Origin of the sequence: Pseudomonas sp. PDM10 (assembly GCF_014852295.1) — a bacterium.
Classification (GTDB): domain Bacteria; phylum Pseudomonadota; class Gammaproteobacteria; order Pseudomonadales; family Pseudomonadaceae; genus Aquipseudomonas.
Window position 1 is genome coordinate 488,329 of the sequence record NZ_JACVBJ010000004.1, and the last position, 24,892, is coordinate 513,220.

Consider the following 24,892-nt stretch of genomic DNA (forward strand, 5'->3'; position numbering starts at 1 on the left):
GCGGTTCGGCCAATCTCGATGGGTTGAACGATGCGAGTTCTAGCAGCAGCGGGTATTGCATTTGCCACGGCCGAAACGGGCCTCCTGACGCTCGCGGAAAAACGCCGAATAGCTCATGACCGGTTCGCCGGGATGATTGAGCGCCATTTGCGCAACGTAGTTATCGTAATCGGGTACGCCAACCATTAAACGCGCGCTCTGGCTGAAGAACTTCGCGACATGCTGCAGTTTGCGGTACATGGCAATTCTCTCTGTGCGTGTGGGATTGGCCCATGAAAGCGCACTGATGTATCTGCACTGTGTCAGCACCGGGGCCATTTGTATTTTCAAGTATCAACAGCGGTGACGCTCAACGCCCGGCTCGTTCTCACGCTAGGCTGAAGAGTAACGACATCGTGAAAGGAGGCGTTCGAGATGCAACTCATCACGTTGAAAATCGACAAACCGGAAGCGACCAACTTCATTTTCGGTCAGACCCACTTCATCAAGTCCGTCGAGGACATCCACGAAGCGATGGTCAATGCCGTGCCAGGTATCCGCTTTGGCGTGGCCTTTTGCGAAGCTTCCGGCAACTGCCTGGTGCGCTGGTCCGGCACCGATGCCGCCATGATCGACCTGGCCCGGAGCAATGCCCAAGCCATCGGCGCAGGCCATAGCTTCATCATTTTTCTCGCCGATGGCTTCTATCCCGTAAACGTGTTGAACGCCGTCAAAATGGTTCCAGAGGTGTGCCGCATCTTTTGTGCAACGGCCAACCCGACTGAAGTGATTCTGGCCGAGACGGACCAAGGGCGAGCGATTCTGGGCGTGGTGGATGGCTTCTGTGCCCGTGGCATTGAAGGCGAGGAAGACATCCTGTGGCGCAAGAACCTGTTGCGGCAGATCGGCTACAAACTTTGAGCAAAGCAGGCGCTGAGCATCACGTTCAGCGCCTCACACCTCACGCCTGAGAGGTTTTTGGGCGGCCTGGCAGCACGCGAGCGCCCAACGCCGAAGGAGCAGCGATAACCTCTGCGGGCTTCTCCCCTTCGACCTCACCGTTCAACGCCTTGTGCATTTTCACGGTGTCCAGCGCCCCGACCCATTTGGCAATAGCCATTGTCCCGACGCCATTGCCGATGGTGTTGGTGATCGCACGCGCTTCCGACATGAACCGGTCGACGCCCAACAGCAGCACCATGCCCGCCACCGGAATGGTGCCAAGGGACGATAACGTCGCTGCCAGAATGATGAATCCCGAGCCGGTGACCCCGGCAGAGCCCTTGGAGGTAAACATCAGCACGGCCAGGACGATCAACTGATCCGTCAGGGTCAGCGGCGTGTTCGTGGCCTGCGCGATGAAGATCGCGGCGATGGTGTAGTAGATCGCCTGTCCGTCCGGGTTGAAGGTCAGGCCCGAAGGAATGATCAGGCCGGCGACGGGTTTGGAAACACCGGCCTTTTCCATCTTGGAAATCATCTGCGGCAGCACCGACTCCGAAGAGCTGGTGCCGAGGACGGTGAACAGTTCTTCCTTGATGAATTTCAAAAACTTCCACAGGCTGAATCCGCTGTAGCGGCAGATCGGGCCCAGTACAAAAATCACGAACACCGCACAGGTCAGGTAGACACAAGCCATCAGCTTGCCAAGTGAGAACAGCGAGCCAAAGCCGTATTTGCCGATGGTGAAGGCAATCGCCCCGAAGGCGCCGATGGGTGCCAGACGCATGACCATGTTGACGATGCGAAACATGCCCTGCATCAGGCTGTCCAGCGTGTCGACGAACGCCTTGGCACGAGGCCCGACATGCGCCAGGGCAATGCCCAGCAGAATGGAGAACAGCAATATTTGCAGCACATTGCCCTTGGCGAAGGCATCCACGATGGTGTCGGGGATGATGTTCATCACAAAGTCCATGAACGACGCATGCTTCACGGCGCTGGTGTAGGTGGCCAGGCTGGACGTATCCAGCGTGGCGACATCGATGTTCATGCCGGCACCGGGTTTGAACACGTCAACCACCACCAGGCCGACGACCAGTGCCAGGGTGGACACCACTTCGAAATAGATCAGTGCCCGAAAGCCGACGCGCCCCAGCTCTTTCATGTTCTCCATGCGCGCAATGCCCGTGACCACCGTCAGGAAGATCACCGGGGCGAGGAGCATTTTGATCAGTTTGATGAACGCGTCGCCCAAGGGTTTGAGCGCTGTTCCGGTTTCGGGCACCAATACCCCGACGATGGCGCCGAGGATCACGGCGATGAGCACTTGTACGTAAAGTTTGCCGAATATTCTTTTCATGACAGGGCCCTGATTTTTTATTGTTGTCAGGAAATGCCAAGGGGCTCTGATCGGTGATCAGCCCCTTGGCGTTGTGCCGCCGCTTGAATCAGCGTTTGATCAACTCGATGACCGCATCCGTGATCTGGCGGGTGGTGGCCGTGCCGCCCAGATCCGGGGTGTGCAGACCGCTCTCGGTCACCGCCTCGATAGCCGACATCAGGTGCTTCGCCGCGGCTGCTTCGCCCAGGTGTTCGAGCATCATCGCCGCCGTCCAGAACGTTGCGATTGGGTTAGCCACGCCTTTGCCGGTGATGTCGAAGGCCGAGCCGTGGATCGGCTCGAACATCGAGGGGAATTTGCGCGAGGGGTTCAGATTGGCAGTCGGCGCGATGCCCAGGCTGCCGGACAACGCGGCGGCCAGATCGGACAGGATGTCGGCGTGCAGGTTGGTGGCGACGATCACGTCCAGCGTCGACGGTTTGAGCACCATGCGCGTGGTCACGGCGTCGACCAGTTCCTTGTCGATTTTGACGTCCGGGAAATCCTTGGCGACTTCATAGAAGATCTCGTCCCACAGCACCATGCCGTGACGCTGGGCGTTGGATTTGGTGACCATGGTCAGGTGTTTGCGTGGACGGCTTTGCGCCAGTTCGAAGGCAAAACGGTGAATGCGCTCGACCCCGGCCCGAGTGAACACCGACACTTCGGTGGCGACTTCTTCAGGCAGGCCCCGGTGGACACGACCGCCGTTGCCGGAGTACTCGCCCTCGGAGTTTTCACGCACCACCACCCAGTCGATTTGATCACCATTGAGCAGCGGGCTTTTAACCCCTGGCAGCACGCGAGCCGGACGCACATTGGCGTACTGGTCGAAGCCCTGGCAGATCGGCAGGCGCAGACCCCACAGCGAAATGTGATCCGGCACGTTGAGCGCACCGACCGCGCCGAAGAAAATGGCGTCGAAGGTTTTCAGCTCTTCCAGGCCACCCTCAGGAATGTAGTAACCGTTTTTCAGGTAGTTATCTGAGTTCCAGTCGAAGTGTTTGAAATCCAGTTCGAAGCCGGATTTCTTCGACAAGGCTTGCAGCACCTCGACGCCCGCAGCGATCACTTCTACACCGATACCATCACCTGGAACTGCAGCAATTTTGTAGGTGCTCATCTATTAACTCCACTCTCGTCACGTTCTTGTTGTGCCTGTCGAACGGGGGTGTTCAATCAGGGTGTGAGCGGAGTATATGTAGTGAACAAATGAGCGTGAGTTACTCCAAATCACTACATAGATGAATTTGAGTTACCAATGAGCCAAACCCTGGATTTGTCTTTTTTCTACCTGCTGGCCAACAAAGGCAGCCTGGCGGCGACGGCTCGCGAGTTGGGCGTCACCCCGCCGGCCGTGAGCAAACGCCTGACCGCGCTGGAAGCACGGCTGGGCATACGTCTGGTCAACCGCACCACCCGCTCGATGAGCCTGACCTCGGAAGGTGAACTGTATTTTTCCCATGCTGCGCGCATCCTCACGCAGATCGATGAGGTCGAGCAGTTGATCAGCAGCAGCCGGGCGACACCTAAAGGCTTGATCCGCGTCAATGCTTCGCTGGGGTTCGGTCGGCGCTACATCGGCCCGGCTCTGGGTGCGTTCTTCGCGCAGTACCCGGAGGTGGAAATACAGCTGGAAATCAGCGACCACCCGCTCGACCTGACGACTCACGGATTTGACCTGGGTATTCGTTTCGGCACGCTGCCCGACGCCGCTTTCCATGCCCGCAAGATTGCGTCCAATCGCCGTCTGTTATGCGCCTCGCCCCTGTACCTGGAACAGCATGGCGTGCCCCAACGCCTGGCGGATTTACAGCAACACAACTGCATCTTCCTTCGCCAAAACGAAACGCCCTACGGCGTGTGGAGTTTCACCAACGGCGGGCGCACGCAAAACATCAAAGTGCGCGGCGCGTTAGGCTGCAACGACGGTGAAGTGGCCCTGAACTGGGCGCTGGAAGGTTACGGCATTCTGCTGCGGGCCGAATGGGACATCGCCCGTTACGTGCGTAGCGGCCGCTTGCGCCTGGTGCTGGAAGATCAGACCCCAACCCGCGCCGATGTCTACGCCGTGTATCCGCAACAGTTGCACCTGTCGGCGCGGGTGCGCAGCTTGATTGATTTCCTGGTCGAGCGCTTCAAGCACATCGATCACCTGGAAGAACCGGAATCCACGCGCGAATGAATAGGGTTGGTGGGCGACTGCTTTGGGCCGGCAATTGTCGCTCCACTTGAACGACTGGCATGAAGAAAATCTCGCATATCCGGTGCTTCTGCACGTTCCCAGACCATTCCTCCAATAACGACAACAACGTCCGGTTTCCAGTCCAGACATTGTTGCAGACTGCTATCGGGTCGCTCCAGTTGACCTGTTCATCACCCGGTACACCGCGCTGCCGGCTGGCATCCGCCTTGATGATGCTGGCGTTCACGGCAAAGCCTTCGCCCTTGACCAGGCCGGCGTCCATGCAACGATGCAGCACTTCATTGAACAGCCAGCGAAACAGATCGCTGTCCCGAAAACGGACTTGTCTATTTTTGGAAAAGGTCGAGTGATTGGGGACTTCATCTTCAAGGCTCAACCGGCAGAACCAGCGATACGCCAGGTTCAAATGGGCCTCTTCGCACAGCCGACGCTCTGAGCGAATGCCGTAGCAATAGCCCATGATCAGCATGCGGATCATCAGTTCGGGATCAATCGACGGACGCCCAATCGGGCTGTAAAAATCAGCGAGGTAATGGCGCAAGTCGCTCAGATCGAGACACCGATCAATGCTACGCAGACGGTGATTGGCGGGGACGTGATCTTCAAGGTTGAACGAGTAAAACAGCCGTTCCTGCCCACTCGATAACTGTCCCATCATGCTGCGTGCTTCCCTGCTGGCCAATGCAGAGATTTTGCCGCAGGCCAGACAGGGGCTACTTTTTCAACAGAATCGGCCAAAAGCAGACGGTCACCTATGGGCAACTGCCAACCAACAGCAATCGTTGGGCAAATCGACTGAATTTGTTGAAGGCTGCGCAACGCCGAAACACCGGTTGAGTTGCTTCGGGCGCTCTGACCCATTTTCGGATGGTGTTTCTCGACGGCCCGGTACGCCTCACTATCTGATGCAGCGACATCTTGCCGCGAAAATGCATCCGCAAAATTTTACCCATCATTTCCATGCTGTTCACCCTGTGCTGTCTTGTTCAAAAGTTGAGTAGAAGCAGTTGAACACCTAGGTCAGTTTTGAGACCGCAAAATAGCTTCTATTGGGAAGGTTTTTCTTCAGTGGCAACAGTCGAAGCATCATATGTTCAATATTGCTCGTCATAATGACCAATAATTCGTCAAATCAACGCATTCTGCGTCTTATTGTCGTACACGATTGCCTCTAGACTCCTCTTCCCAGGAGCTCTAGCTCCTTGTGCGCCAGGAGCACGAGCTTTTGGGTATTGCTTTTTCCTAAGTGATATATGAGCTCCATAGCCGTGTTCATCTGGCACAAGCGCTTATTTTGGTCCTTCGGAATAAAAACAATGAAAAAAACATTTCTGACCTTTTCTGCATTGGCTTTGTGTGTGGCTGCCGGTTCTGCGCAGGCCAAGGAGTACAAGGAGTTGCGTTTTGGCGTCGACCCTTCCTATGCGCCGTTTGAATCCAAAGCCGCTGATGGCAGCCTGGTGGGTTTCGATATCGACTTGGGCAATGCGATCTGCGCTGAGCTGAGGGTCAAGTGCAAGTGGGTCGAAAGCGACTTCGACGGCATGATTCCCGGCCTCAAGGCCAACAAGTTCGATGGCGTGATCTCTTCCATGACCGCCACACCAGCACGCGAGAAAGTCATCGACTTCTCGAGCGAACTGTTCTCTGGCCCGACCGCGCTGGTATTCAAGAAAGGTGCGGCCATCAGCACCGATCCGACCTCCCTCAAGGGCAAGAAAGTCGGCTACGAGCAAGGCACCATCCAGGAAGCCTACGCCAAGGCCGTGTTGGACAAGGCCGGGGTAGAGACCCAGGCCTACGCCAACCAGGACCAGGTGTACGCTGACCTGGTCTCCGGACGCCTCGATGCCTCAATCCAGGACATGCTGCAAGCCGAACTGGGCTTCCTGAAGTCACCTCATGGCGCCGACTTCCAGGTCAGCGAACCGGTCGAAAGCCCGCTTCTGCCATCCAAAACCGCTGTGGGTCTGGCCAAAGGCAACGCCGAACTCCGGGCCTTACTGAACAAAGGCATCAAGGCGCTGCATGACAATGGCACCTATGCGGTCGTCCAACAGAAACACTTTGGCGATCTGAATCTCTACAGCGGCAAATAATGACCCTGCGCCCATCTGCGGATGGGCACTTATTTGATTGATGTAGGGCTGCTCAATGCTAGAAATCCTAATGCAGAATCTCGGACTGTCAGGCTTCAGCCTCAAGGGCTTCGGCCCACTGTTGCTGGAAGGCTCCTGGATGACGGTCAAATTGTCCTTTCTGTGCTTGCTGGTAAGCGTTGGCCTGGGCCTGATCGGCGCCAGCGCCAAACTGTCAAAAGTCAAATTGCTGCGCTTGCCTGCCCAGTGCTACACGACGCTGATTCGCGGCGTGCCGGATCTGGTGCTGATGCTGTTGATTTTCTACAGCCTGCAAACCTGGTTGACCTCGTTTACCGAGTTCATGGAATGGGAATACATCGAGATCAACCCGTTCAGCGCCGGGGTCATCACCCTGGGCTTCATCTACGGGGCTTATTTCACCGAAACCTTTCGTGGCGCCATCCTCGCGGTACCCCGCGGGCAGATGGAAGCGGCTACCGCCTACGGCCTGACCCGCGCTCAGCGTTTTCGCTTAGTGGTGTTCCCGCAAATGATGCGTTTTGCCCTGCCTGGCATCAGTAATAACTGGATGGTGATCCTCAAGGCCACCGCGCTGGTGTCGATCATTGGCCTGGCCGACCTGGTCAAGGTGGCCCAGGACGCGGGCAAGAGCTCCTATCAGCTGTTCTTCTTCCTGATTCTGGCTGCCTTGATCTATCTGGTAATAACCACCGTTTCGAACTACGTCTTGCGCCGGATGGAAATCTTCTACGCTGCAGGTGCCCGGGAGGCCGTGCGATGATCGAACTTCTGCAGGAATACTGGCGCCCCTTCCTTTTCCAGGACGGCAGTCACATCACCGGGCTGGCCATGACTCTCTGGCTGCTCAGTGCCTCGATCTTCTTCGGCTTCGTGATGTCGATTCCGTTATCGATTGCCCGGGTCTCGACCAATGTCTGGGTGCGCTGGCCGGTGCAGTTCTACACCTACCTGTTTCGCGGTACGCCGCTGTATATCCAATTGCTGATTTGCTACACCGGCATTTACAGCCTGGCCGCGGTGCGCGCTCAACCAGTCCTGGATGCGTTCTTTCGCGATGCGATGAACTGCACCATCCTGGCCTTCGCCCTGAACACTTGCGCCTATACCACGGAGATTTTCGCCGGGGCCATTCGCAGCATGAACCATGGTGAAGTCGAAGCGGCCAAGGCTTACGGCCTGACCGGCTGGAAGCTGTATGCCTACGTGATCATGCCGTCGGCCCTGCGTCGCTCGTTGCCGTACTACAGCAACGAAGTGATTCTGATGCTGCATTCGACCACCGTGGCGTTCACCGCGACCATCCCGGACATTCTGAAAGTCGCACGCGACGCCAACTCGGCGACCTTCCTGACCTTCCAGTCGTTCGGCATCGCCGCGTTGATCTACCTGGCAGTCACATTCTCCCTGGTCGGCCTGTTCCGCCTGGCTGAACGCCGTTGGTTGTCTTTCCTCGGCCCGGCTCACTAATTCAGGATGCTTGTTCATGTACAAACTGACCGTTGAAAACCTGCACAAAAGTTATGGCAGCCATGAAGTCCTCAAGGGCGTTTCGCTGAATGCCAAGACCGGCGATGTGATCAGCCTGATTGGCGCCAGTGGTTCGGGCAAGAGCACTTTTCTGCGTTGCATCAACTTCCTGGAAACACCCAATGACGGCGCCATGAGCCTGGACAACCAGCCGATTCAAATGGTCCATGATCGCCACGGCATGCGCGTGGCCGACGCCAATGAACTGCAACGCATCCGCACTCGCCTGGCGATGGTGTTCCAGCACTTCAACCTGTGGAGCCACATGACCGTGCTGGAAAACATCACCATGGCCCCACGTCGGGTGCTGGGCGTCAGCAAGAAGGACGCAGAGGATCGCGCCCGGCGCTACCTGGACAAGGTCGGTTTGCCGGCGCGGGTTGCAGATCAATACCCGGCGTTTCTCTCGGGTGGTCAACAGCAACGGGTCGCCATCGCGCGTGCCCTGAGCATGGAACCGGAGATCATGCTGTTCGATGAGCCGACTTCGGCCCTGGACCCGGAGCTGGTGGGCGAAGTCCTCAAGGTGATCCAGGGGCTGGCCGAAGAAGGCCGCACCATGATCATGGTGACCCATGAAATGAGCTTTGCGCGCAAAGTGTCGAACCAGGTTCTGTTCCTGCACCAGGGGCGGGTCGAAGAGCAGGGTGCGCCTGAGGACGTATTAGGTAACCCCAAAAGCGAGCGCCTGCGGCAGTTCCTCAGCGGCAACCTGAAATAAGGGGCGCTATTGGCACAACTCACCATTTGAGCGACTGACCAGCCGCTCAAATGTGCGCTGAAGATGCTTAGGTATGGCTAGCAGTGTGATGTCTCTGATGTACTTAGCTTCCAGATTAATGGCCTTGGCCTTACTTCCCGGACATTTGAGACTGGATCAAGCGCCCGTCAAAGACTTAGTGGTGAAGTACTTTCTGACTAGTTTTCTCAATCCGAAGGGTTGCTGGTCTATTTAGCTATCCTGCCGAACTTTATACCTCCCGAGCAGAGTATCGCCGCACAAGCGGTTTCGCATATCGCTGATATTCGTCGTCTCCTGTGCGGCCGTCTATGACCCTATGATGTTGCGCGCAACTGAGACGTCGAGAACAGCGGCGTTACTCGTGTATGCCAGCCAACCGCTATTGTTGGCTGCTTGGGGCCAGCAGTGGCGGCAACAGTCAGAATCCTTTATGAGTGCCCATAACAAGTGGCGACAACAAATATACATCAGAGGCTGGTTTTGGCCGTTTTCAGCCTGCCGCGCAGACATACCCAGGATTTCAAGTCCTAGGAAAGCCGGACCGATTTGCCGAGAGCTATCCTTCGTGAAGAGCAATAAAGGCTCTCGAAATTACTGAGGGCGAAACAGGTGAGCATTACTGTCGATGATGGTTTGGATGATTTCCACCGAGCCATTAATGGCGAATTGCGCGCCCATGCATACCAGCAGGAAACCCATCAGCCGTGATATGGCATCAATGCCTGACTGTCCCATTATTCTCATGATTATTCCTGAGCCAAGCAGGCATACCCAAAGGATAAGAGCGGTAAACAGGAAAATTAACGGCGGGGCTGTTAATAAGACCCAGGCAGGAAATAACGTACTGTGTTTGATAGTGGCGGCGGAACTGATGATCATCGCAATGGTGCCAGGCCCGGCCGTACTGGGCATGGCCAGGGGAATGAAGGCAAAGTTCGGTTGTTCGCTTGCACCGCTGCTGGAAGCAGAGGGCTGAAGAGGCGGCGGAAACAGCATCTTCAAGCCCATGATGATGAGAATTCCTCCCCCGGCCATACGCAAGCCCGGTATAGAGATGTTAAATGCATCCATAACAAACGCGCCTACGTAGTAAGTCAACGTCATGATCAGAAAGACATAGAACGACGTCAGAAAAGCTTGTGTCTTTTTTTCCTTGTGACTCAGCCCCTTGCTCAAGGCGAGAAACAGCGCCACTGTCGTGGGAGGGTTAGTCAATGGCAGCAGCGCCAGCAACCCAAGGCCGATTGCATTGAACAGATCTGTCATGTCGAACTCAAGTCCTGTTGTTCGAGGCCACGTTTGTCGGCGAGCGTTGTTAGCGTGAAGTTTTGACCTTCAGGACTTCGGTATAAATGGCGTCAACCGTCTGACCCACCTGGAGCTTCTTCATCCTTTCCTGAAGCTTCGGGTCTTCGACTTTCAGGACCGTTGCTTTTCCCTCCGGCGGAAGCAAGGTCACCTCATGCTGTTGCAAGTCAATGCGAATGATCTTGGACGTAACCTTGACCTGGCGAACCGCTTCACCTCCGGGATTGGGATTGTCCTTGGTGGCACGGATGGACATGGATTCCTTAGTGACGCCCGGTGCACCGCCAACCTCGGTATCAAGCCTATAAGCCACTGAACGAATCACATGAATATCGACCGTGTCGCCGACTTTCAAATTGTGCAGGTTTTTGGCCTGGTCGGTGAGCTGGATAGGCACTGGACTTTTGTCGCGACCTTCGATGGTGACTTGGTAGTTAGCGGGATCAACGGCCAATACACGGGAAACAATGTGCCCCTCCATCGTACTGCTTCCCAACGGTATATCGGCGGCATGTGCGGTCAGGCAGGCAGTCGAGAGAAGTGAAGCGAGCGCAATGGCGCAGGCAACGGAACGGATTGGTCTCATGGGGGTGCTCTTCCATAGAGTGTTGACATTACGAATCCTGCATACGGCTTTCTGGGGTGACTTGCCGTAGCCGATGGAATCGCATTGACCTCGGTAGCAATCACCAAATCCAGTCAGCTCAGTTTAGCGTTCATTTGTGTATTGCAAATCTGCAAACCTAATGGCCTCCCTTCGGACCGAAGTCGGCGGATTGAAACGGCAGAGCCCGCATTACGAAGCCGCCCTTGGGCCTGGACGTAATGTGCGGGTGTCGTCTTCCGACACATAAGCTTGCAGTGTGTCGGGATAGACGGTGGTGCTGGAGCCAAAGCAGCTCGCCCCCCAGCACCTACGGCCCGGCTCGCCCGGAACGGCCGCCCAGGATTACTTCAGTTTCGCCAGCATGGCCACGGCGACTGCCTTGGCCGACTGTGGGTTCTGGCCGGAAATGACTTCGCGGTCTTCGATCACGTTCTCGCTCCATTGCTTGGCTTCGGAGAAGTTAGCACCGGCTGCTGTCAGGCCATCCTGTGGGAACAGTTTCATATGGCCACCGCCGAGGAAACCTTTGGCCTGCTCCTCTTCCGCGTCGGTGAAGGCGGTGACTTTGTAGCCCTTGTAAATCCAATTGGCTGGCGCTGCCGGCTGTTTGCCCGATTCCAGCGCGGAGACAAAGCCGTGCGCGTCCGGGATCGTTGACAACATGGCTATGGTGCCATGGCAGGTGAAGCCGGTGACCTTGCCTTTTTCATGGAAGTTGGTCAGCAGTTGGCCCAGTTGCTTGTCCTTCAGCAGATCCTGCATCGGGATATGGCCGCCAGGCACGAATACGGCATCGAACTTGTCGTAGCCGATTTTCTGAACCTGCGCGAAGCTGATTGCCGGCGATCCGCTCTTCGAGGTCAGCTTCAGCGTGGCCAGTAGCGCGAGACTTTCCTGACGGGCCTTTTCATCGCCACCCCAGAAGCTCACATCATTGGATTTCTGGTCCGCGGTTGGCGCCTTGCCGCTAGGGGTGGCAAATACGACGGTTTGACCCGCCGCGATGAAGGTCTGCACCGGTTGCATTAATTCGTTCAGGAAGAAACCTGTTTGCATGACCTTGCCGTCTTTCAGGTCCAGTTGAGCCTGATCCGACAGTACAACCAATACCGTGCCGGCGTTGGCATAGTTAGCGGCGCCGGCTAGCAGGGCGGCAATAATGGCTTTTTTCACGCGATTCTCCAGTAGGAATGGTTTGACGGAGCCATCTTATTACTAGAGCAGGCAGCGATAGAGCCCCTTAACAGACTTTCACTTATTACATTGGGTAATCAATATTTGGGGTGTGCCGTCACTGAAGCGGATTTGTCTTGCGCCTTCCCTACCTGCTCCGCCGGCCCAGCCAACGGATAGCCATCCGCATCAACGATCACCGAGCCTTGCACCCAACCGTCTTCTTTTGAGAAAAATAATCCGTCCCTTTTCTAACGGTACCGAGGTCTTTCAAGCGGGCATAAACGTCATGTTCAATCATGAAATCCCCTCAAACAGGACGCACCAACGCCCGGTTCTACCGGGCGTTGGCCACGTTGAGAAGCCGCAGGTTCAGCCGGGCATTGATTCGCGGCTGAAAGCGTCCAGCTCCCGCACCAGGCTCTGCGCTGCCAACATCACCAGTTCACGACCTTTTTCTGGCGTTGCCAGCGCCGGGTCCGAGCCCATGCGGCCATCGGGATGGCGTGCGCGGAAGTCCATCGCTTCGCGGATCGGGCCCCAAGGGGCGATCTGCGGCGAGTATTCAGCCGATTTGATCGAATCCGGATAGGCCCATTGTGTGACCGCGATCTCGGACGGCGTGGCGTGCACGCCGTGCCCCGTAGGGAACTGCTCGCGCGCAAGCTCCCCTACCCCCTCAAGGTCCCACCAATTGCACAACTTCAGCGCGAACCCTGCTGGGCGTCGAGCGAAGCTGGCTTCGGCGTAGAGCTCAGAGAACGCCGCCTCGATCGATGCAACGTTGCCACCGTGGCCATTGAGGAAGAGGATTTTTTCAAACCCGTGAGCAGCCAGCGAACGCACCCAATCTCCGATCGCCGCAATAAAGGTCGACGGACGCAGCGAGATGGTTCCAGGGAACCCAAGATGGTGCTGGGCCATGCCGATATTGAAGGTCGGTGCAATCAGGATGTCTGCGTTTTTTTGCGCTTCACCGGCGATGATTTCCGGGCACATCCAGTCGGTCCCCAGAAGACCGGTTGGACCGTGTTGCTCGTTCGAACCGATAGGGATCACGATGGTGCGGCTGCGCTGAAGAAATTGACCGATCTCGGCCCAGGTCGACAGGTGTAAAAGCATTTGAGTTCTCACTTTTAAAGGGTTCCTTGCGGAACAGGACAAAGGACGCGGGTGGCAACAGATCAACCCGCACTGTATTCCGGAATCGCGCCGTCACGGGTTTTCGGCTTGGTCGACAGGATCACCAACGCTGCGCACAAAAATACGCAACCCACGATAACGATGCCAAGATTCGCGCTGCCGGTTGCGGTTTTTGCCCAGCCGATCATGGCCGGCCCCCAGAAGCCGCCGGAAAGACCGATGGTATTAATCAAGGCAATGCCGCCCGCCGCCGCCTCGCCCTTGATGTGTTCAGAGGGCATCGCCCACAAGACGGTGTAGGCCATAAACATCATGGCGGTTGCCAGGGTCAGCAGGGCCAGCGCGGCCATCAGGTTGCCGTCGGCAAAGGGGTACACCAGCAGCAGGCTCGCGCCGATCCCCGCAGGCACTGCACAGTGATAGCGTCTTTCACCGACACGGTCCGACCGGCGCCCTATCCAGTACATGCCGCAAGCGGCGGCGACATAGGGAATCGCGGCGTACCAACCCAGTTGCATGGTGTCGTTGACGCCCTGGGCCTTGAGGATTGCCGGCAGCCAGAAACTCATGGCGTAGATCGAGAAGATGATGCAGAAATAGGCGCTGGCGAGAATGTAGATTTTCGGGTCGCGCAACACCGCACGGAACGAATGGACGCGCCCGGTCGATTCACCCAGCTCACTGGCCAGCAAGGCCTTTTCTTCATGGCTCAGCCAGCGCGCCTCAGCGGGTCGATTGGAAAGGATGAAGAAGGTCAGCACACCAAGGAAGACACACGGCAAGCCTTCAATCAAGAACATCCACTGCCAGCCGGCCAGACCGCCAACGCCTTCGAACGTGGTGATCAACCACGCAGACAGTGGGCCGCCTACAATGCCGCCAATGGGGCCGGCGATAAACACGATCGCAATGGCCCGCGCCATACGTTTCGGACCGTACCAGCAGGACAGGTAATAAATCATGCCCGGTGCAAAACCGGCTTCGAACACCCCCAGCAGAAAGCGCATGGCGTAAAACATCGGCACGTTGCGCACGAACAACATGCAGGCCGAGGTGATGCCCCAACACACCAGAATACGGCTGAAGGTTTTCCGTGCGCCGACCTTCGGCAGCATCAGGTTGCTCGGCAATTCGAACAACACATACCCCAGAAAGAAAATACCGGCGCCCGCGCCATAGGCCGCATCGGAAAGCCCAAGGTCATTTTGCATCTGCAGTTTGGCAAAGCCGACGTTGATCCGGTCCAGATACGCAAATACATAACAGATGAACAGGAGTGGCAGCAGCCGCCAGTTGAGCTTGCGGTAAAGGGCTGAAATGGCATCACTTCGTGCCGGCGTCTGAAGAATTGACATGCGAATCTCCCGTTATTCTTGTTGGTCTGCGTTCGTCCTCAAGAATGTTGCACCGGCACCTCAGGACCAGCAAGAGCAACTAAGTTCGTGTAGTGTTGCTCTACAGGCAACGCTACATCTCTGGAGAGAGTTCCCGGCATGCGCGAAATCAATCAACAAAGGCTGCGGTATTTTCATGAGGTGCTGACGCACGGATCCATTCGTGGCGCGGCCGACAGCATCAATACGTCGCCCTCGGTCATCACACGCCAGATCAAGCTGCTAGAAGAGGAAATCGGCGCAAAACTGTTCGAGCGCCAGGCACGTGGTGTTCAGCCCACCGAGGCCGCGGCGCACCTGCTGGAGTTCTGGCGCGGCTATCGATCGCACCAGGAGAAACTCGAAGATCAGTTGCAAGCGATCAAGGGCCTGCAGCAAGGCCATGTGCGCGTCGTCATCAGCGAGGGCTATGTTGATGCGTTGGTCGACAACGTGCTCGCGCCGTTCTGCAAGCAGTACCCCAAGCTTGATGTGCGGCTGGACATCCTGCCCGTCGACGACGTCCTCAACGAAGTCGCCGAAAACCGTGCGCACATCGGCCTTGCGTACAATCCGCCGCCGCATCCGCACATCGACTATCGCGCGACGTTTTCGCAACCGGTGATGCTGTTGGTTCGCCCGGATCATCCATTGGCATTGCGAGGCGCGGCGGCAACCGTCGAGGATATCCTCGCCTGCCAACTGGTCCTGACGCCCACGACATTCGGTATCGGTCATGCGATCAAGATGCTCGAGTATGCCGAGAAAATCGAGATCCGCCCGGTACTCGTCAGCAACTCCCTCGCGGCGCTCAAGCGCATGGTGGAGGACGGCGGTTTTGCTTCGTTGCTCGGCGAATTCGCGGCCTATCGGGAAATCGCCAACGGCAGCCTGGCGGCGGTATCAATCGACCATCCGTTGTTTCTTGGGGTTGAAGCAAAACTGTTGGTGAAATCCGGTCGACCGTTGGCCGCCCCTGCTCAAGAGCTGCTGAACTGGATGTTGCAGCGCTTGCCGATGTTTGCGTCTGGTACAGGAGTGTCGAGTGCCTGACCTGAGCCCCACTTGAGGTTCAGTCCATCACCGAAGTAACGGGATGGATTTTTCGATATGCGCCTGATTATGTCCGCAGCAAACAGTTGACGTCTTTTGTCGGCCAACTGTTCGCCAACTCATAGCGCCTCACATGACTAAAGAACAACCTGCCTGCCTTGTAGAACAACGAGACAACCCCCTTGCGGCAGAAACCATCAGAAAAATGTGATCTCGTAGCCGAATCGTGAGGCTGCGTTGACGATATGTTCCCCCATGATCTGGCGTGCCGCCGTCGCATTTCGATCGATAAAAGCCTGCACGAGTTCTTCATGCTCCCCGCGCGCCGCGTGCGGAATATTGCTGAACACCGGGCCGCGCCGCGCGAAGGTCATGGTGATCAGTGCGCGCATTGGCTCGAGCACTGTGCGAATCATCGTCTCGAGGTAGTCGTTGCCCGACGCTGCCGCAATGGCCCTGTGAAAATCGAGGTCGGCGTTGACGGTTTCCAGGGTCGGCTCGCCTTCGTATTGCATACGCAGGACCGCGGCCTGAATGATTTTCAGCTTGGCCGGAGTCATGTGCGACGCGGTGAGCGCCGCGGCCTGGCTTTCCAGCACGGCCCGCACCTCAAACATATTTCGGATGGTGTTGTCACCGTCCAGCATCGGCGCACTCGCCTGCGGTGCCAAAGGCTCTGACGCTTGGGAGGCGGCGGAGACGAAGACGCCTACGCCCTGGCGAGACTGAATCAGCCCCTGCGCCCGCAGCGTGGCGATGCCCTCGCGCACCACGTTGCGGCTGACGCCGAAGTTCTGCGAGAGAAACTGTTCAGTGGGCAAACGGTCTCCCGGCCGCAGCCGCCCGGAAGCAATCTCGTCGCTCAGCGAGCGGGCGATGTGCTCGGCCAGATGAGGTCGCCGCGTTACGGGTTGCACATTCATTTCACTCATTCTTTTTCTCCCCTCACTTGTCTTCTTAATCTACATCAGAAGACTTGTTCCTGACAGTTGAAACTGAAATTCGCCAAACGCATCAATAATATTAACCAATAAAAACAACTACTTAACAACAAAACAGGTCGGAATCTATCTGAACAGCTCAGTTGTTCTGTTGAAGGACAACAGAATGTTATGTACGTTGCCCTCAACCTGGCACGGACGAATAAAAAAATCGCCGTGCCAACTTCGCAACCCGCTTGAGGCGCAATCCTATGAAAATTGCCAGCATTGAAACCATTCCGCTTCGTATTCCCTTCACCACGGGTGGCCGGTCCGCCGGCGGGGTCTGGGGGCCGAAAGACCTGCAAATGGTCGACTCTCTCGTGGTCAAGATCACCACCGACGACGGTATCGTTGGCTGGGGCGAAACCTTCGGCTTCACCGCGATCCCTGCGGTAAAAGTGGTGATCGACACCATCCTTGCGCCTGAACTGATTGGCAGTGACGTTACCCGACGGGAGAAATTACAGGGTGACCTGCAGAAGAAATTTCACGTTTTCGGTCGCAGCGGCGCGTTTATCTATGGCCTCTCGGCGATTGACATCGCGCTGTGGGATATCGCGGGCAAAGCCGCCAAAAAACCGATCTACCAGTTGCTGGGCGGGAGTGAGGCCACGTCTCTTGCGGCGTATGCAAGCCTGATCCGATATGCAGATCCCGAACTCATCCGCGTCAATGTGCAGCGCGCGGTCAACAGCGGTTTCCGCCACCTCAAGTTGCACGAAGTGGATATCGACGTCATCCGCGCTGCGTGCGAGGCCGCTGGCCCCGGCGTGGAAATCACCCTCGACGTCAACGCTCCGTGGACGGTGCGCGAAGCGCTGGACATGACCGAGAAACTTCGCCCGCTGAACCTGCGCTGGATCGAAGAACCGGTGTGGCCGCCGGAAGACTACTCGGGGCTGGCAAGGGTGCGCGCGCACGGCGGCATCCCGGTTGCGGCTGGCGAGAATGCCTCGACGCTCATGGACTTCCAACACCTGCTTGAGGCCTGCGCGGTGGATTTCGTACAGCCGAGCCCCGCCAAAATGGGCGGCATCACCGAACTGCAAAAAGTCTATGCACTGGCCAACGCCCATGGCGTCACCGTGATGGTCCACGCCTTTTATGACGGCCCCGGCCTGCTGGCGGCGGTGCATGGAAGTGCAGCCCTGGGCGGCGCCAAGTCACTGGTCGAATGGCGTTACTTCGATCTCGAAGCGCAACTCTATGGCGACGCCATCATCCCGCGTAACGGACGCATCGACGTACCGCAAGGACCGGGACTCGGCATCGAGCCAGACCAGGACGTCATCCGGGACTACCGCTTCAAACCTTGACCCCATAAGCCGCTGGCTCATTGCAGCGCTGATCGACGCCGACGTGTCGGCCTCGATCAGCCATGACGACATTCTTGATAAAAATAAATACGAGGATTGATGACATGTTAGACAGGATCGTAGGACCCATCTTGCCCGTCGCCTTTGTGATCGCGCTGGGTTACATCGCCGGCAAGCGCGGACGACTTACCCATTCGGACAGCCTGCTGATCAGCCGCCTGGTGCTGGGCTGGATATTCCCGGCGTTACTTTTTGTCGGGATGGCGAGCACACCCCGTGAACAGCTCTTCGACTTCAAGTTCATCGTGGCGACGTTCATCGGCATCATGGGCATGTACACGATAGCGCTGGCGATCGGCTGGTTCAGCACTCGCGATCTCAAGGTGGCAACGCTCAAGGGCTTCGTGAACGGTTATCCAGACGCCGCCTTCATGGGCATCCCTATCCTGGGTGCAATGTTTGGCGCGGGCAGCATCTACTCGGTGCTGGTACTGAACCTGGTCGCGAGCCTGGTGATGATCCCGCTGACGACCATGTTGCTCACCATCGCCGATGGAAAGGCCAGTGGCGGCCAGGCGTTTTTGTCGAGCCTTTCAGGGGCGGTACGTCGTCCGCTGATGTGGGCGCCGGCCCTGGGGATTCTACTTTCCGTGCTGCAGGTCAAGTTGCCTCCGCTTGCGGCGGAGTCTTTCACCCTTCTCGGCAAAGCCACGCCCGGCGTATCCCTGCTGTGCCTGGGACTGATCATGTCGTCGGAGAAACTGAAAATGTCCGGTGAAGTCTGGGGCAACCTTGGGCTCAAGCTGCTCATTCACCCAGTGTTGATGTTCAGCGCCACGGTACTGCTCGGCACTCATGGCCTGTACGCGCAACAGATGATCCTGCTTTGCGCCCTTCCATCGGCGACGATCCCGGCGATGTTTGCGAACCAGACCGGCGCCTATCAAAGCGAAGCCGCGACCTCCATTCTGGTCAGCACCGTGCTGTCGATCGTGACGTTCTCCTTTGCGATCTACCTGATTGATGGCGGGCTTGCCGCTGCTTGACTGCGGGCTCGCGCAGGCGCCAGGCGGAAATCGCTGCGGCGGCAGAGGCGTTGAACAAACGCGCTGGAGGCTGATACCACCACCATAAAAAACGGGACGCCAAGCGTCCCGTTTTTGCGAAAACAGCTAGCACAAACAACAAGCAACCTGTGGCGAGGGAGCTCGCTCCCGCTGGCCTGCGCAGCAGGCCCATCTGTTGAACCCGTTTCGCCGCTCAGTGGAAACAATCCCTCTCACCACAGGTCAGCGACTACTTAGGCGGCTCAACCTTATCCAACACCCGGTTAGCCGTAATTTCCGCCACCATGATGCTGTTTGAAATGCCCAGCAAGGCATAACGCGACTCCCCCTCCAAATGATCCATCAACTGATGAACCATCACATCGACCGACGCTAGCGTCACGACCAAAAAAACCGCCAGGGTTTCGGCCGTAGCTTCTGGAAGTAAGGTGCTTTGGCCTCGATGTTCACCTTGAATGAAGCGTTTCACTGGCTTCCCTCTGCAAATGAATACGCAAAAATAATAGAACAGAGACACAGCCCTTCATTCACATTTGAGGTGGATGTCTGAATTCGACGGTGAAGCCAAACTGGGAACCGCATATCAGGCTCTCTATACTGGCCTCCCAAGATGGTAGTTTGAGCGCAAAATATGCCCGTCACACCCAATCAAAATTCGCCAGTCATTTTGGTCTCGGCTCAACAAAGCGACTTGGACAATCTTGTAACCATTCGAATTGAGGCCATGCGCGAAAGTCTGGAGCGTGTTGGGCGATTTGATCCAGTGCGAGCGCGCGAGCGGTTTCTTAGCGGTTTTGAAGCCCACAACACACACTACATCGAGGTATCTGGAGAGAGGGTTGGTTTTGTAGTGGTCAAGCATCACCGCAATGAACTCTTGCTCGACCACTTGTATGTGAGACCGAGCGCGCAAGGATCAGGAATAGGCTCTGCTGTTCTCACTCAGATTTTCAAAGAGGCGGATGCGGCTGCGCTCCCTATTAGAGTTGGTGCTCTCAAAGAAAGCGCTTCGAATCGCTTTTATACCCGTCATGGCTTCCAATTCGTCGAAAGCAGAGAATTCGACAATTATTATGTTCGTCAGAGCGTTCCGCCGGCTGGCCCAGCTTGCTAGCTGGATGTGATGCACCTCGACGTACGTTTTTACACACTCTGGGCCGATAGCTGCCCGTCGCGAAATGATGCAATCGACGGTTGAGTTCACTGACAGCTAGCCACTTGGTAGCCGATCGACGAGGAAATCCACTAAAGTCTTCACCCTTCGGATCGGCGTACCAACGGTAGTGACCTAAAGAAGCGACTACATGTTGTGTTGGATCTCCAGCAACCTGAACGTCACTTTTCCGCCCTCGGTGGGATAGCCAGTGTTGTCCTGCACATATGCACCCGCTTTGAAATACAGTGGTTTGGTCTTCCAGCTCGGGTCGATGGTGGTTCTCCAGTTGTATCCTGCTGCGCTGATGCCCAGCGCACCCTTCGGACTGAGGTGGATCTGGTAGGAAAAGTTGCAGTTGAGCGGCACCCCCGTCGCAATGGTAATGACCTGGCCCTCTTCATCGTCGGGGCGCATGCGCACCTTGGCGACAATATTTCCCGTCGAAGCCGAGGTTTTGTATTGGTATTCCAGCTTCACCATGGGGCTGTTGCTGTCCTTGTTGTGAATCTGACCAATCACGATCTTGCCGGTGCTGGGCACCTGATTGACGGTAAGGCTCGCCCGCAGAATGTTATCCGCCGCTGAATACTGCCAGTTGCGCACCGTTCCATCGCTATAGGTTTCCCGCAACTCGCTGCGCGGGTAAATAGCGTTGGCCGTCCTGGAACCCGTCACAGGCGCCCAGAAAGAAAGGGTAGCGGCTTCAGAACTGAAATACTGGTCCTTGAAGCCTTGCGCCAATCGAGGCGTTTCTATGGTGGCCGGTGGGCTGCCTTCAGGGATGCTCAAATTCCAAGTGGCGAGGTCGATCATGTCAATAATCCTGTATGCGGGGAATGTTGCGGCCACAGTTGCGCTCGAACCGATGCTATTGAGCTGTGTCAATTGGGTCTGCTGATCAGGAAATCCGTGTGGCGGTTGATTGACGTCAAATGTTCGTCGAGATGTTTGCTGCAGGCTTTGTGCCTACGGGGATGACCGTTAGTCGGCTATTTTGGAAGTTGATGGAACTAATCCGGTTGGTGTATCAGCTGCAGCGAAGGGACCTAAGCCATCAGCGGTGTACGGGGCGTCCTTCAGCCGGCGCCCGTTTTTTTGTGTCGCGCTCAAGGTGCCATCGCAGACTATTCTGGAATCTGGGTACCCGACCGGTCGCACCGAAGGAGGTCGCTCGTTTATGCACTTGTCTTTTCGAAATCCGCCGCGATTCGATCTGATGCATGAAGGCAAATCGAGCCGCGCCGTCATCGATTTCCGATGAACTACCGGTCTGGGGCACGGCCCAGGCACTCTGCCCACCCTGAAACGGAGACGCCAGCATGAGTACCTTGCAACTACACCCCGCACTGGACAATGGTATCCAACCCGCCGCCGCGAATTTCGCCGGTGGCACCCTGCAATGCCTGTGTGCGACCGACAAGGTCGAGGTCAAGATCGACGCACAAACGCTGCATAACCACGCGTGCGGTTGCAGCAAATGCTGGAAACCGCAAAACGCGACATTCGCCGTCATCGCCGTGGTGCCACGAGATAAGGTCAGCGTCATTGCCCATGGCGAAAAACTGGAGATCGTCGACGAAACCGCCACCATCCAGCGCCACGCCTGCAAGCAGTGTCACGCCCATCTATTCGGGCGCATCGAGAACAAGGACCATGCGTTTTATGGCCTGGACTTCGTCCACACCGAACTTTCCCCACAGAGCGGATGGGCTGCGCCGGGATTCGCGGCGTTCGTATCCTCCATCATCGAAACCGGCACACCGCCAGCGCAAATGAAGGCTATCCGCGAACGCCTGCGCTCGATCGGCCTGGAACCCTATGACTGCCTGTCCCCGGACTTGATGGACGCACTGGCGATTCACGTCGCCAAACAGAAAGGCCTGCTCCCCGCCGCCTGATCGATCGCCGCGGTTTTTTTTCCGGGCCGCGGCGTCGATTCACCTTTGATGTTGTGCACGCCAAAATAATCAATTGGAACTATGGAAAGCGGACGCTGGAGCTACCAGATCCGTCATGCCCATAGGTCTATCTATAAAACCGTTTGTCGCGGCGTTAAACCTTATTTCTCTCCTGATTGGTCGAAAAAACTGTGACGGCATGACGTTGCCAAGACCGTTGACTGATGGGGAATGCGGTTATGAAAATCGCACAAATAGCACCACTGTACGAATCAGTCCCCCCTTTTCTCTACGGAGGAACTGAAAGAGTCGTCGCTCATTTATCGGATGCTTTAGTCGAACTGGGGCATGACGTCACCCTCTTCGCTGCGAAGGGATCGCGTACGTGCGCAACATTGGTCGCCGCCCGAGATCAAGCGTTGCGGCTAGACAGCACTGCGCTGAAGTCAGAATTGGCCAGCCACTTGAATTTGCTTTATGAATTGAGGCATCAAGCGGCCGAGTTCGATGTGTTGCACTTTCATATTGATTTATTGCACTTTCCATTTTTCGAAGATATGAGTGGTTGTTAGACAACCTCGACTCCCCATTGGTATTGACCGTTTGGAGGTGCGGGAACTGAAGTTTAATCAACACCGTGTCGATCTCAGCTTCCAAAGGATTGGCGAACGCGTCGCCGTTTACATAGAGCGGCAAGAGGGCCCGAATTTGATTCGGCTGGATGTGAAGCTCTAAATCGCCTGTCATCCAATAGAATTCTGTCAGCAAAGCTCCTCTTTCAAAGCCAACATTTCAACTCGTAATTCGCCGATCAACTCCGCGATAGCTCGGCTGGACGTTAGTTTTTCGGTTCTAACGCCAGTGACCAATAATTCGACATGACCCGATGACGGTTCGAACACTTTTATCATGAGCGATCCATCTGGATTGGAGGTGCAGATGCAAGAAAGAGGCAGAAAACCACACTCAATGATGTGGCGAAGCTCAAGTATGGAAATCATGACTCACGTCCTCAAAGTCAAAGGTCGTTTGCGCTTCTGTCTAGTAATAATAGGCAACCCAGCCTCGAGCTGACCGAGATCGCGACCAATTGCATCCGCGGGGCAGCGACCGGCCAATGTCGGCCTCTCACGACTGACCGAAAATCGCCGATGAGAACAATGAGACATTCCTGATCGATTAAAGGCGTTCGCGTGAACATTTTTACCTGCTTGCGCAGCAGAAATCGGGAGGGAGTCTAATATTGAATTGCCATAGATCGGTCCATCCCCTATCTGCGTAAAGAGGCGAAGGACCATTGGCAGGTAGGTGTCTCTGGAGCCAACACCGGACCGGTGCTGACTAAATAGATTCAAAATTGGAGGGAACCATGAGCAATCTCATCGCCGGCGGCGAGCCACCTGAAGCCGTTCGCCTCATGGTCAAGGTTTATGCTTACTTGCTGCTCGCAGGATTTGCGTTTGTTCCGGCCTATCTGATTGGCTATTTATACTTCTTCCAAGACCCCACCCTTACATTCGAGAACCACCTGTTCCATATCATTGCGATCACGGCAGCCACCTTGGCGGGCTTGTTTGTGACTTACGTCACGTGGCGCTGCTATCAGTCATCGGGAGACCCGCTGCTGCGATGGATGACACTAGGTTTTCTCGGTTTTGTACTGATCTACGCGTTGCATGGTGCGTTCACCGGGCAAGCCCACCACAATATCTGGCTCTTCCTGCTGTATGGACCGGCCTCTCGTCTGGTCATGTCGATTCTGCTGTTAGTCGGAATGCTGTCTTACCACCGCCCGCCTGATGACGCGGACCAACGAATGAAGGCCCGCCCGTGGTTGGCCTGGATAGGACTGTTCCTGCTGGTTGATGTGGCTGTGGCGTACGTCGCGAACTCACCGATCGCCGGTAATCTCGCGGTGCGCCTCTCGATGGAAGGTGGTGCCCTCATTCTTTCCACATTGACCGTGGTAATCCTCCTGCTGCGCCGTATCCGTTCGCCGCTGATGATGATTTTTGTCGTCTCGGTCACCGCGTTCGCGCTGTCATCGCTTGCCTTCATCCTTGCACGTCCGTGGAACCACATGTGGTGGCTCGCTCATGCGATCTTCGCCGGTGGGTTCTTCATGTTGAGCTATGGGGTCGTGCAAGCGTTCCTCACCACGCGGTCGTTTTCGAAGATTTACAGCCAAGAGGAGTTGATGGTGCGTCTGGCCGAAGCGATGGCCTATGCAGAGAGCGCCCTGCAGGAACTGCAGCGCACCAATCAAGAACTCGGGCACCTTGCGGCCACCGATCCCCTGACTGGCGCTGATAATCGGCGTCGGTTCATGGAGCGGGTCGAAGTCGAAATGGGCCGGTCCAAGCGTGGCGGTGAGCCGTTCTCCGTGTTGGCACTCGACCTGGATAATTTCAAGTCCATCAACGATCGCTTCGGGCATCAGGTGGGCGATGACATCCTCAAGGATTTCGTGGAGAAATGCCTCGATTCGATCCGCCCGTATGACGGCGTAGCCCGAGTGGGCGGGGAAGAATTCATGATTCTGCTACCGCAGACTTCGCTTGAGGGCGCGCACGTAATCGCCGAGCGTCTGCGAAGCACCGTTGCAAATAATTCTTTTCATGGCCTGCAGCGGTTAACCGTGGTCACCGTGAGCATCGGCGTAGCGCAATCCGGCCGCGACGGCGACACCATCGACGCCATTCTGCGTGCAGCCGATCAACGTCTGTATCACGCTAAACACGAAGGCCGTAACCGTGTGGTTACGACCATCGAAGCCAGCCTCCAATCGCTGTGAAAGCGTCGGCACCGATATTCGGCTTTGTGCCACAGCATTGGGCGTTAGGTTGGTGATGTACCATTAAGCCACGGCATCGAAGCTGAGGTTTGCGGCTAGCAAAGCCGGCTTTCATCTCCTT

Annotated in this window: 25 protein-coding genes and 3 pseudogenes; 13 read left to right on the forward strand and 15 right to left on the reverse strand. The window is 56.4% G+C overall.

The window, feature by feature from the left end; all coding sequences use genetic code 11:
* Nucleotides 1–39: 39 nt before the first annotated feature.
* Nucleotides 40–240, reverse strand: a complete 201-nt coding sequence (locus tag IB252_RS16690) for a YbdD/YjiX family protein (RefSeq protein ID WP_111452512.1) — start codon at nt 238–240, stop codon at nt 40–42.
* Between the two features lie 174 nt (nt 241–414).
* Here IB252_RS16690 and IB252_RS16695 point away from each other — a divergent pair, with 174 nt between their 5' ends.
* On the forward strand, nt 415–900 hold the full coding sequence (locus IB252_RS16695) for an adenosine-specific kinase (protein WP_111452511.1): 486 nt from the start codon (nt 415–417) through the stop codon (nt 898–900).
* 40 nt (nt 901–940) lie between these two features.
* Here IB252_RS16695 and IB252_RS16700 read toward each other — a convergent pair whose 3' ends face one another.
* Entirely contained in the window at nt 941–2,281 is a 1,341-nt protein-coding gene (locus tag IB252_RS16700) for a dicarboxylate/amino acid:cation symporter (RefSeq protein WP_192409581.1), read from the reverse strand.
* Between the two features lie 88 nt (nt 2,282–2,369).
* On the reverse strand, nt 2,370–3,425 hold the full coding sequence (locus tag IB252_RS16705) for a tartrate dehydrogenase (RefSeq protein WP_192409582.1): 1,056 nt from the start codon (nt 3,423–3,425) through the stop codon (nt 2,370–2,372).
* A gap of 138 nt (nt 3,426–3,563) precedes the next feature.
* Here IB252_RS16705 and IB252_RS16710 point away from each other — a divergent pair, with 138 nt between their 5' ends.
* Nucleotides 3,564–4,487 carry a LysR family transcriptional regulator gene (locus tag IB252_RS16710; protein WP_192409583.1) on the forward strand — a complete coding sequence of 308 codons (924 nt, stop codon included), beginning with the start codon at nt 3,564–3,566 and terminating at the stop codon, nt 4,485–4,487.
* 26 nt (nt 4,488–4,513) lie between these two features.
* Here IB252_RS16710 and IB252_RS30160 read toward each other — a convergent pair.
* The 3 pseudogenes from IB252_RS30160 to IB252_RS16720 form a co-directional block, all read right to left on the reverse strand.
* Nucleotides 4,514–4,654 (reverse strand): annotated as a pseudogene (locus IB252_RS30160) (glutamine amidotransferase); the annotation flags it as partial.
* Nucleotides 4,654–5,166, reverse strand: a pseudogene (locus tag IB252_RS16715) (transposase); the annotation flags it as partial. The pseudogenes IB252_RS16715 and IB252_RS30160, both read right to left, overlap by 1 nt.
* 118 nt (nt 5,167–5,284) lie before the next feature.
* A pseudogene (locus IB252_RS16720) lies at nt 5,285–5,461 on the reverse strand (IS21 family transposase); the annotation flags it as partial.
* Between the two features lie 363 nt (nt 5,462–5,824).
* Here IB252_RS16720 and IB252_RS16725 point away from each other — a divergent pair.
* From IB252_RS16725 to IB252_RS16740, 4 genes are read left to right on the forward strand one after another with little or no spacing between them, the layout of a single operon-like run.
* Nucleotides 5,825–6,607, forward strand: a complete 783-nt coding sequence (locus IB252_RS16725; RefSeq protein WP_192409584.1) for a transporter substrate-binding domain-containing protein — start codon at nt 5,825–5,827, stop codon at nt 6,605–6,607.
* A gap of 55 nt (nt 6,608–6,662) precedes the next feature.
* On the forward strand, nt 6,663–7,391 hold the full coding sequence (locus IB252_RS16730; protein ID WP_192409585.1) for an ABC transporter permease: 729 nt from the start codon (nt 6,663–6,665) through the stop codon (nt 7,389–7,391).
* Complete coding sequence (locus tag IB252_RS16735; RefSeq protein ID WP_090319936.1) at nt 7,388–8,098, forward strand: ABC transporter permease; 711 nt, start codon at nt 7,388–7,390, stop codon at nt 8,096–8,098. The genes IB252_RS16730 and IB252_RS16735 overlap by 4 nt, the downstream gene beginning before the upstream one ends.
* A 16-nt stretch (nt 8,099–8,114) precedes the next feature.
* Nucleotides 8,115–8,879: an ABC transporter ATP-binding protein gene (locus IB252_RS16740; RefSeq protein WP_192409586.1), complete on the forward strand. Its 765-nt coding sequence runs from the start codon at nt 8,115–8,117 to the stop codon at nt 8,877–8,879.
* A 612-nt stretch (nt 8,880–9,491) separates the two neighbouring features.
* Here the strand turns inward: IB252_RS16740 and IB252_RS16745 are convergent.
* The 5 genes from IB252_RS16745 to IB252_RS16765 form a co-directional block, all read right to left on the reverse strand.
* Nucleotides 9,492–10,166, reverse strand: coding sequence for a MarC family NAAT transporter (locus tag IB252_RS16745; RefSeq protein ID WP_192409587.1), 675 nt, complete (start codon nt 10,164–10,166; stop codon nt 9,492–9,494).
* Between the two features lie 49 nt (nt 10,167–10,215).
* Nucleotides 10,216–10,794, reverse strand: coding sequence for a hypothetical protein (locus tag IB252_RS16750; RefSeq protein WP_192409588.1), 579 nt, complete (start codon nt 10,792–10,794; stop codon nt 10,216–10,218).
* A gap of 363 nt (nt 10,795–11,157) precedes the next feature.
* Entirely contained in the window at nt 11,158–11,988 is an 831-nt protein-coding gene (locus tag IB252_RS16755; protein ID WP_192409589.1) for a type 1 glutamine amidotransferase domain-containing protein, read from the reverse strand.
* A 372-nt stretch (nt 11,989–12,360) separates the two neighbouring features.
* A complete protein-coding gene (locus tag IB252_RS16760; RefSeq protein WP_074877481.1) occupies nt 12,361–13,110 on the reverse strand; it encodes a creatininase family protein in 750 nt (249 codons plus the stop codon).
* A 62-nt stretch (nt 13,111–13,172) separates the two neighbouring features.
* Complete coding sequence (locus IB252_RS16765) at nt 13,173–14,486, reverse strand: MFS transporter (protein WP_111452505.1); 1,314 nt, start codon at nt 14,484–14,486, stop codon at nt 13,173–13,175.
* A gap of 138 nt (nt 14,487–14,624) precedes the next feature.
* Between IB252_RS16765 and IB252_RS16770 the strand changes: the two genes are divergently transcribed.
* Entirely contained in the window at nt 14,625–15,557 is a 933-nt protein-coding gene (locus tag IB252_RS16770) for a LysR family transcriptional regulator (protein WP_111452504.1), read from the forward strand.
* Between the two features lie 197 nt (nt 15,558–15,754).
* Here the strand turns inward: IB252_RS16770 and IB252_RS16775 are convergent, their stop codons facing one another.
* Nucleotides 15,755–16,489 carry a FadR/GntR family transcriptional regulator gene (locus IB252_RS16775; RefSeq protein WP_192409590.1) on the reverse strand — a complete coding sequence of 245 codons (735 nt, stop codon included), beginning with the start codon at nt 16,487–16,489 and terminating at the stop codon, nt 15,755–15,757.
* A gap of 260 nt (nt 16,490–16,749) precedes the next feature.
* Here IB252_RS16775 and IB252_RS16780 point away from each other — a divergent pair, with 260 nt between their 5' ends.
* Nucleotides 16,750–17,856, forward strand: a complete 1,107-nt coding sequence (locus IB252_RS16780; RefSeq protein WP_192409591.1) for a mandelate racemase/muconate lactonizing enzyme family protein — start codon at nt 16,750–16,752, stop codon at nt 17,854–17,856.
* Between the two features lie 104 nt (nt 17,857–17,960).
* On the forward strand, nt 17,961–18,902 hold the full coding sequence (locus IB252_RS16785) for an AEC family transporter (protein ID WP_111452501.1): 942 nt from the start codon (nt 17,961–17,963) through the stop codon (nt 18,900–18,902).
* Between the two features lie 250 nt (nt 18,903–19,152).
* On the opposite strand, the gene IB252_RS16790 is transcribed toward IB252_RS16785, so the two are convergent.
* Nucleotides 19,153–19,392: a DUF6124 family protein gene (locus IB252_RS16790; RefSeq protein WP_412548172.1), complete on the reverse strand. Its 240-nt coding sequence runs from the start codon at nt 19,390–19,392 to the stop codon at nt 19,153–19,155.
* A gap of 162 nt (nt 19,393–19,554) precedes the next feature.
* On the opposite strand from IB252_RS16790, the gene IB252_RS16795 reads away from it, so the two are divergent.
* Nucleotides 19,555–20,037 (forward strand): GNAT family N-acetyltransferase, encoded by a 483-nt coding sequence (locus IB252_RS16795; protein WP_192409592.1) that lies wholly within the window; start codon nt 19,555–19,557, stop codon nt 20,035–20,037.
* Nucleotides 20,038–20,223: 186 nt separating this feature from the next.
* Here IB252_RS16795 and IB252_RS16800 read toward each other — a convergent pair whose 3' ends face one another.
* The gene (locus IB252_RS16800; RefSeq protein ID WP_111452497.1) at nt 20,224–20,892 is read right to left on the reverse strand and encodes a polysaccharide lyase family 7 protein; all 669 of its coding nucleotides are present in this window, start codon (nt 20,890–20,892) and stop codon (nt 20,224–20,226) included.
* Between the two features lie 506 nt (nt 20,893–21,398).
* On the opposite strand from IB252_RS16800, the gene gfa reads away from it, so the two are divergent.
* On the forward strand, nt 21,399–21,977 hold the full coding sequence (gene gfa, locus IB252_RS16805; protein ID WP_192409593.1) for an S-(hydroxymethyl)glutathione synthase: 579 nt from the start codon (nt 21,399–21,401) through the stop codon (nt 21,975–21,977).
* A gap of 239 nt (nt 21,978–22,216) precedes the next feature.
* Entirely contained in the window at nt 22,217–22,549 is a 333-nt protein-coding gene (locus IB252_RS16810; protein WP_192409594.1) for a glycosyltransferase, read from the forward strand.
* Nucleotides 22,550–22,738: 189 nt separating this feature from the next.
* On the opposite strand, the gene IB252_RS16815 is transcribed toward IB252_RS16810, so the two are convergent.
* Nucleotides 22,739–22,978 (reverse strand): DUF1652 domain-containing protein, encoded by a 240-nt coding sequence (locus IB252_RS16815; protein WP_111452494.1) that lies wholly within the window; start codon nt 22,976–22,978, stop codon nt 22,739–22,741.
* Nucleotides 22,979–23,346: 368 nt separating this feature from the next.
* On the opposite strand from IB252_RS16815, the gene IB252_RS16820 reads away from it, so the two are divergent.
* The gene (locus IB252_RS16820; RefSeq protein ID WP_192409595.1) at nt 23,347–24,771 is read left to right on the forward strand and encodes a GGDEF domain-containing protein; all 1,425 of its coding nucleotides are present in this window, start codon (nt 23,347–23,349) and stop codon (nt 24,769–24,771) included.
* The last annotated feature ends 121 nt before the right edge of the window (nt 24,772–24,892 follow it).

Bases quoted from the DNA above. Each gene is read 5' to 3' on its own strand.
- IB252_RS16690 (WP_111452512.1), bottom strand. From the start codon at position 240: ATGTACCGCAAACTGCAGCATGTCGCGAAGTTCTTCAGCCAGAGCGCG.
- IB252_RS16695 (WP_111452511.1), top strand. From the start codon at position 415: ATGCAACTCATCACGTTGAAAATCGACAAACCGGAAGCGACCAACTTC.
- IB252_RS16700 (WP_192409581.1), bottom strand. From the start codon at position 2,281: ATGAAAAGAATATTCGGCAAACTTTACGTACAAGTGCTCATCGCCGTG.
- IB252_RS16705 (WP_192409582.1), bottom strand. From the start codon at position 3,425: ATGAGCACCTACAAAATTGCTGCAGTTCCAGGTGATGGTATCGGTGTA.
- IB252_RS16710 (WP_192409583.1), top strand. From the start codon at position 3,564: ATGAGCCAAACCCTGGATTTGTCTTTTTTCTACCTGCTGGCCAACAAA.
- IB252_RS16725 (WP_192409584.1), top strand. From the start codon at position 5,825: ATGAAAAAAACATTTCTGACCTTTTCTGCATTGGCTTTGTGTGTGGCT.
- IB252_RS16730 (WP_192409585.1), top strand. From the start codon at position 6,663: ATGCTAGAAATCCTAATGCAGAATCTCGGACTGTCAGGCTTCAGCCTC.
- IB252_RS16735 (WP_090319936.1), top strand. From the start codon at position 7,388: ATGATCGAACTTCTGCAGGAATACTGGCGCCCCTTCCTTTTCCAGGAC.
- IB252_RS16740 (WP_192409586.1), top strand. From the start codon at position 8,115: ATGTACAAACTGACCGTTGAAAACCTGCACAAAAGTTATGGCAGCCAT.
- IB252_RS16745 (WP_192409587.1), bottom strand. From the start codon at position 10,166: ATGACAGATCTGTTCAATGCAATCGGCCTTGGGTTGCTGGCGCTGCTG.
- IB252_RS16750 (WP_192409588.1), bottom strand. From the start codon at position 10,794: ATGAGACCAATCCGTTCCGTTGCCTGCGCCATTGCGCTCGCTTCACTT.
- IB252_RS16760 (WP_074877481.1), bottom strand. From the start codon at position 13,110: ATGCTTTTACACCTGTCGACCTGGGCCGAGATCGGTCAATTTCTTCAG.
- IB252_RS16765 (WP_111452505.1), bottom strand. From the start codon at position 14,486: ATGTCAATTCTTCAGACGCCGGCACGAAGTGATGCCATTTCAGCCCTT.
- IB252_RS16770 (WP_111452504.1), top strand. From the start codon at position 14,625: ATGCGCGAAATCAATCAACAAAGGCTGCGGTATTTTCATGAGGTGCTG.
- IB252_RS16775 (WP_192409590.1), bottom strand. From the start codon at position 16,489: ATGAGTGAAATGAATGTGCAACCCGTAACGCGGCGACCTCATCTGGCC.
- IB252_RS16780 (WP_192409591.1), top strand. From the start codon at position 16,750: ATGAAAATTGCCAGCATTGAAACCATTCCGCTTCGTATTCCCTTCACC.
- IB252_RS16785 (WP_111452501.1), top strand. From the start codon at position 17,961: ATGTTAGACAGGATCGTAGGACCCATCTTGCCCGTCGCCTTTGTGATC.
- IB252_RS16795 (WP_192409592.1), top strand. From the start codon at position 19,555: ATGCCCGTCACACCCAATCAAAATTCGCCAGTCATTTTGGTCTCGGCT.
- IB252_RS16800 (WP_111452497.1), bottom strand. From the start codon at position 20,892: ATGATCGACCTCGCCACTTGGAATTTGAGCATCCCTGAAGGCAGCCCA.
- gfa (WP_192409593.1), top strand. From the start codon at position 21,399: ATGAGTACCTTGCAACTACACCCCGCACTGGACAATGGTATCCAACCC.
- IB252_RS16810 (WP_192409594.1), top strand. From the start codon at position 22,217: ATGAAAATCGCACAAATAGCACCACTGTACGAATCAGTCCCCCCTTTT.
- IB252_RS16815 (WP_111452494.1), bottom strand. From the start codon at position 22,978: ATGATTTCCATACTTGAGCTTCGCCACATCATTGAGTGTGGTTTTCTG.
- IB252_RS16820 (WP_192409595.1), top strand. From the start codon at position 23,347: ATGAGCAATCTCATCGCCGGCGGCGAGCCACCTGAAGCCGTTCGCCTC.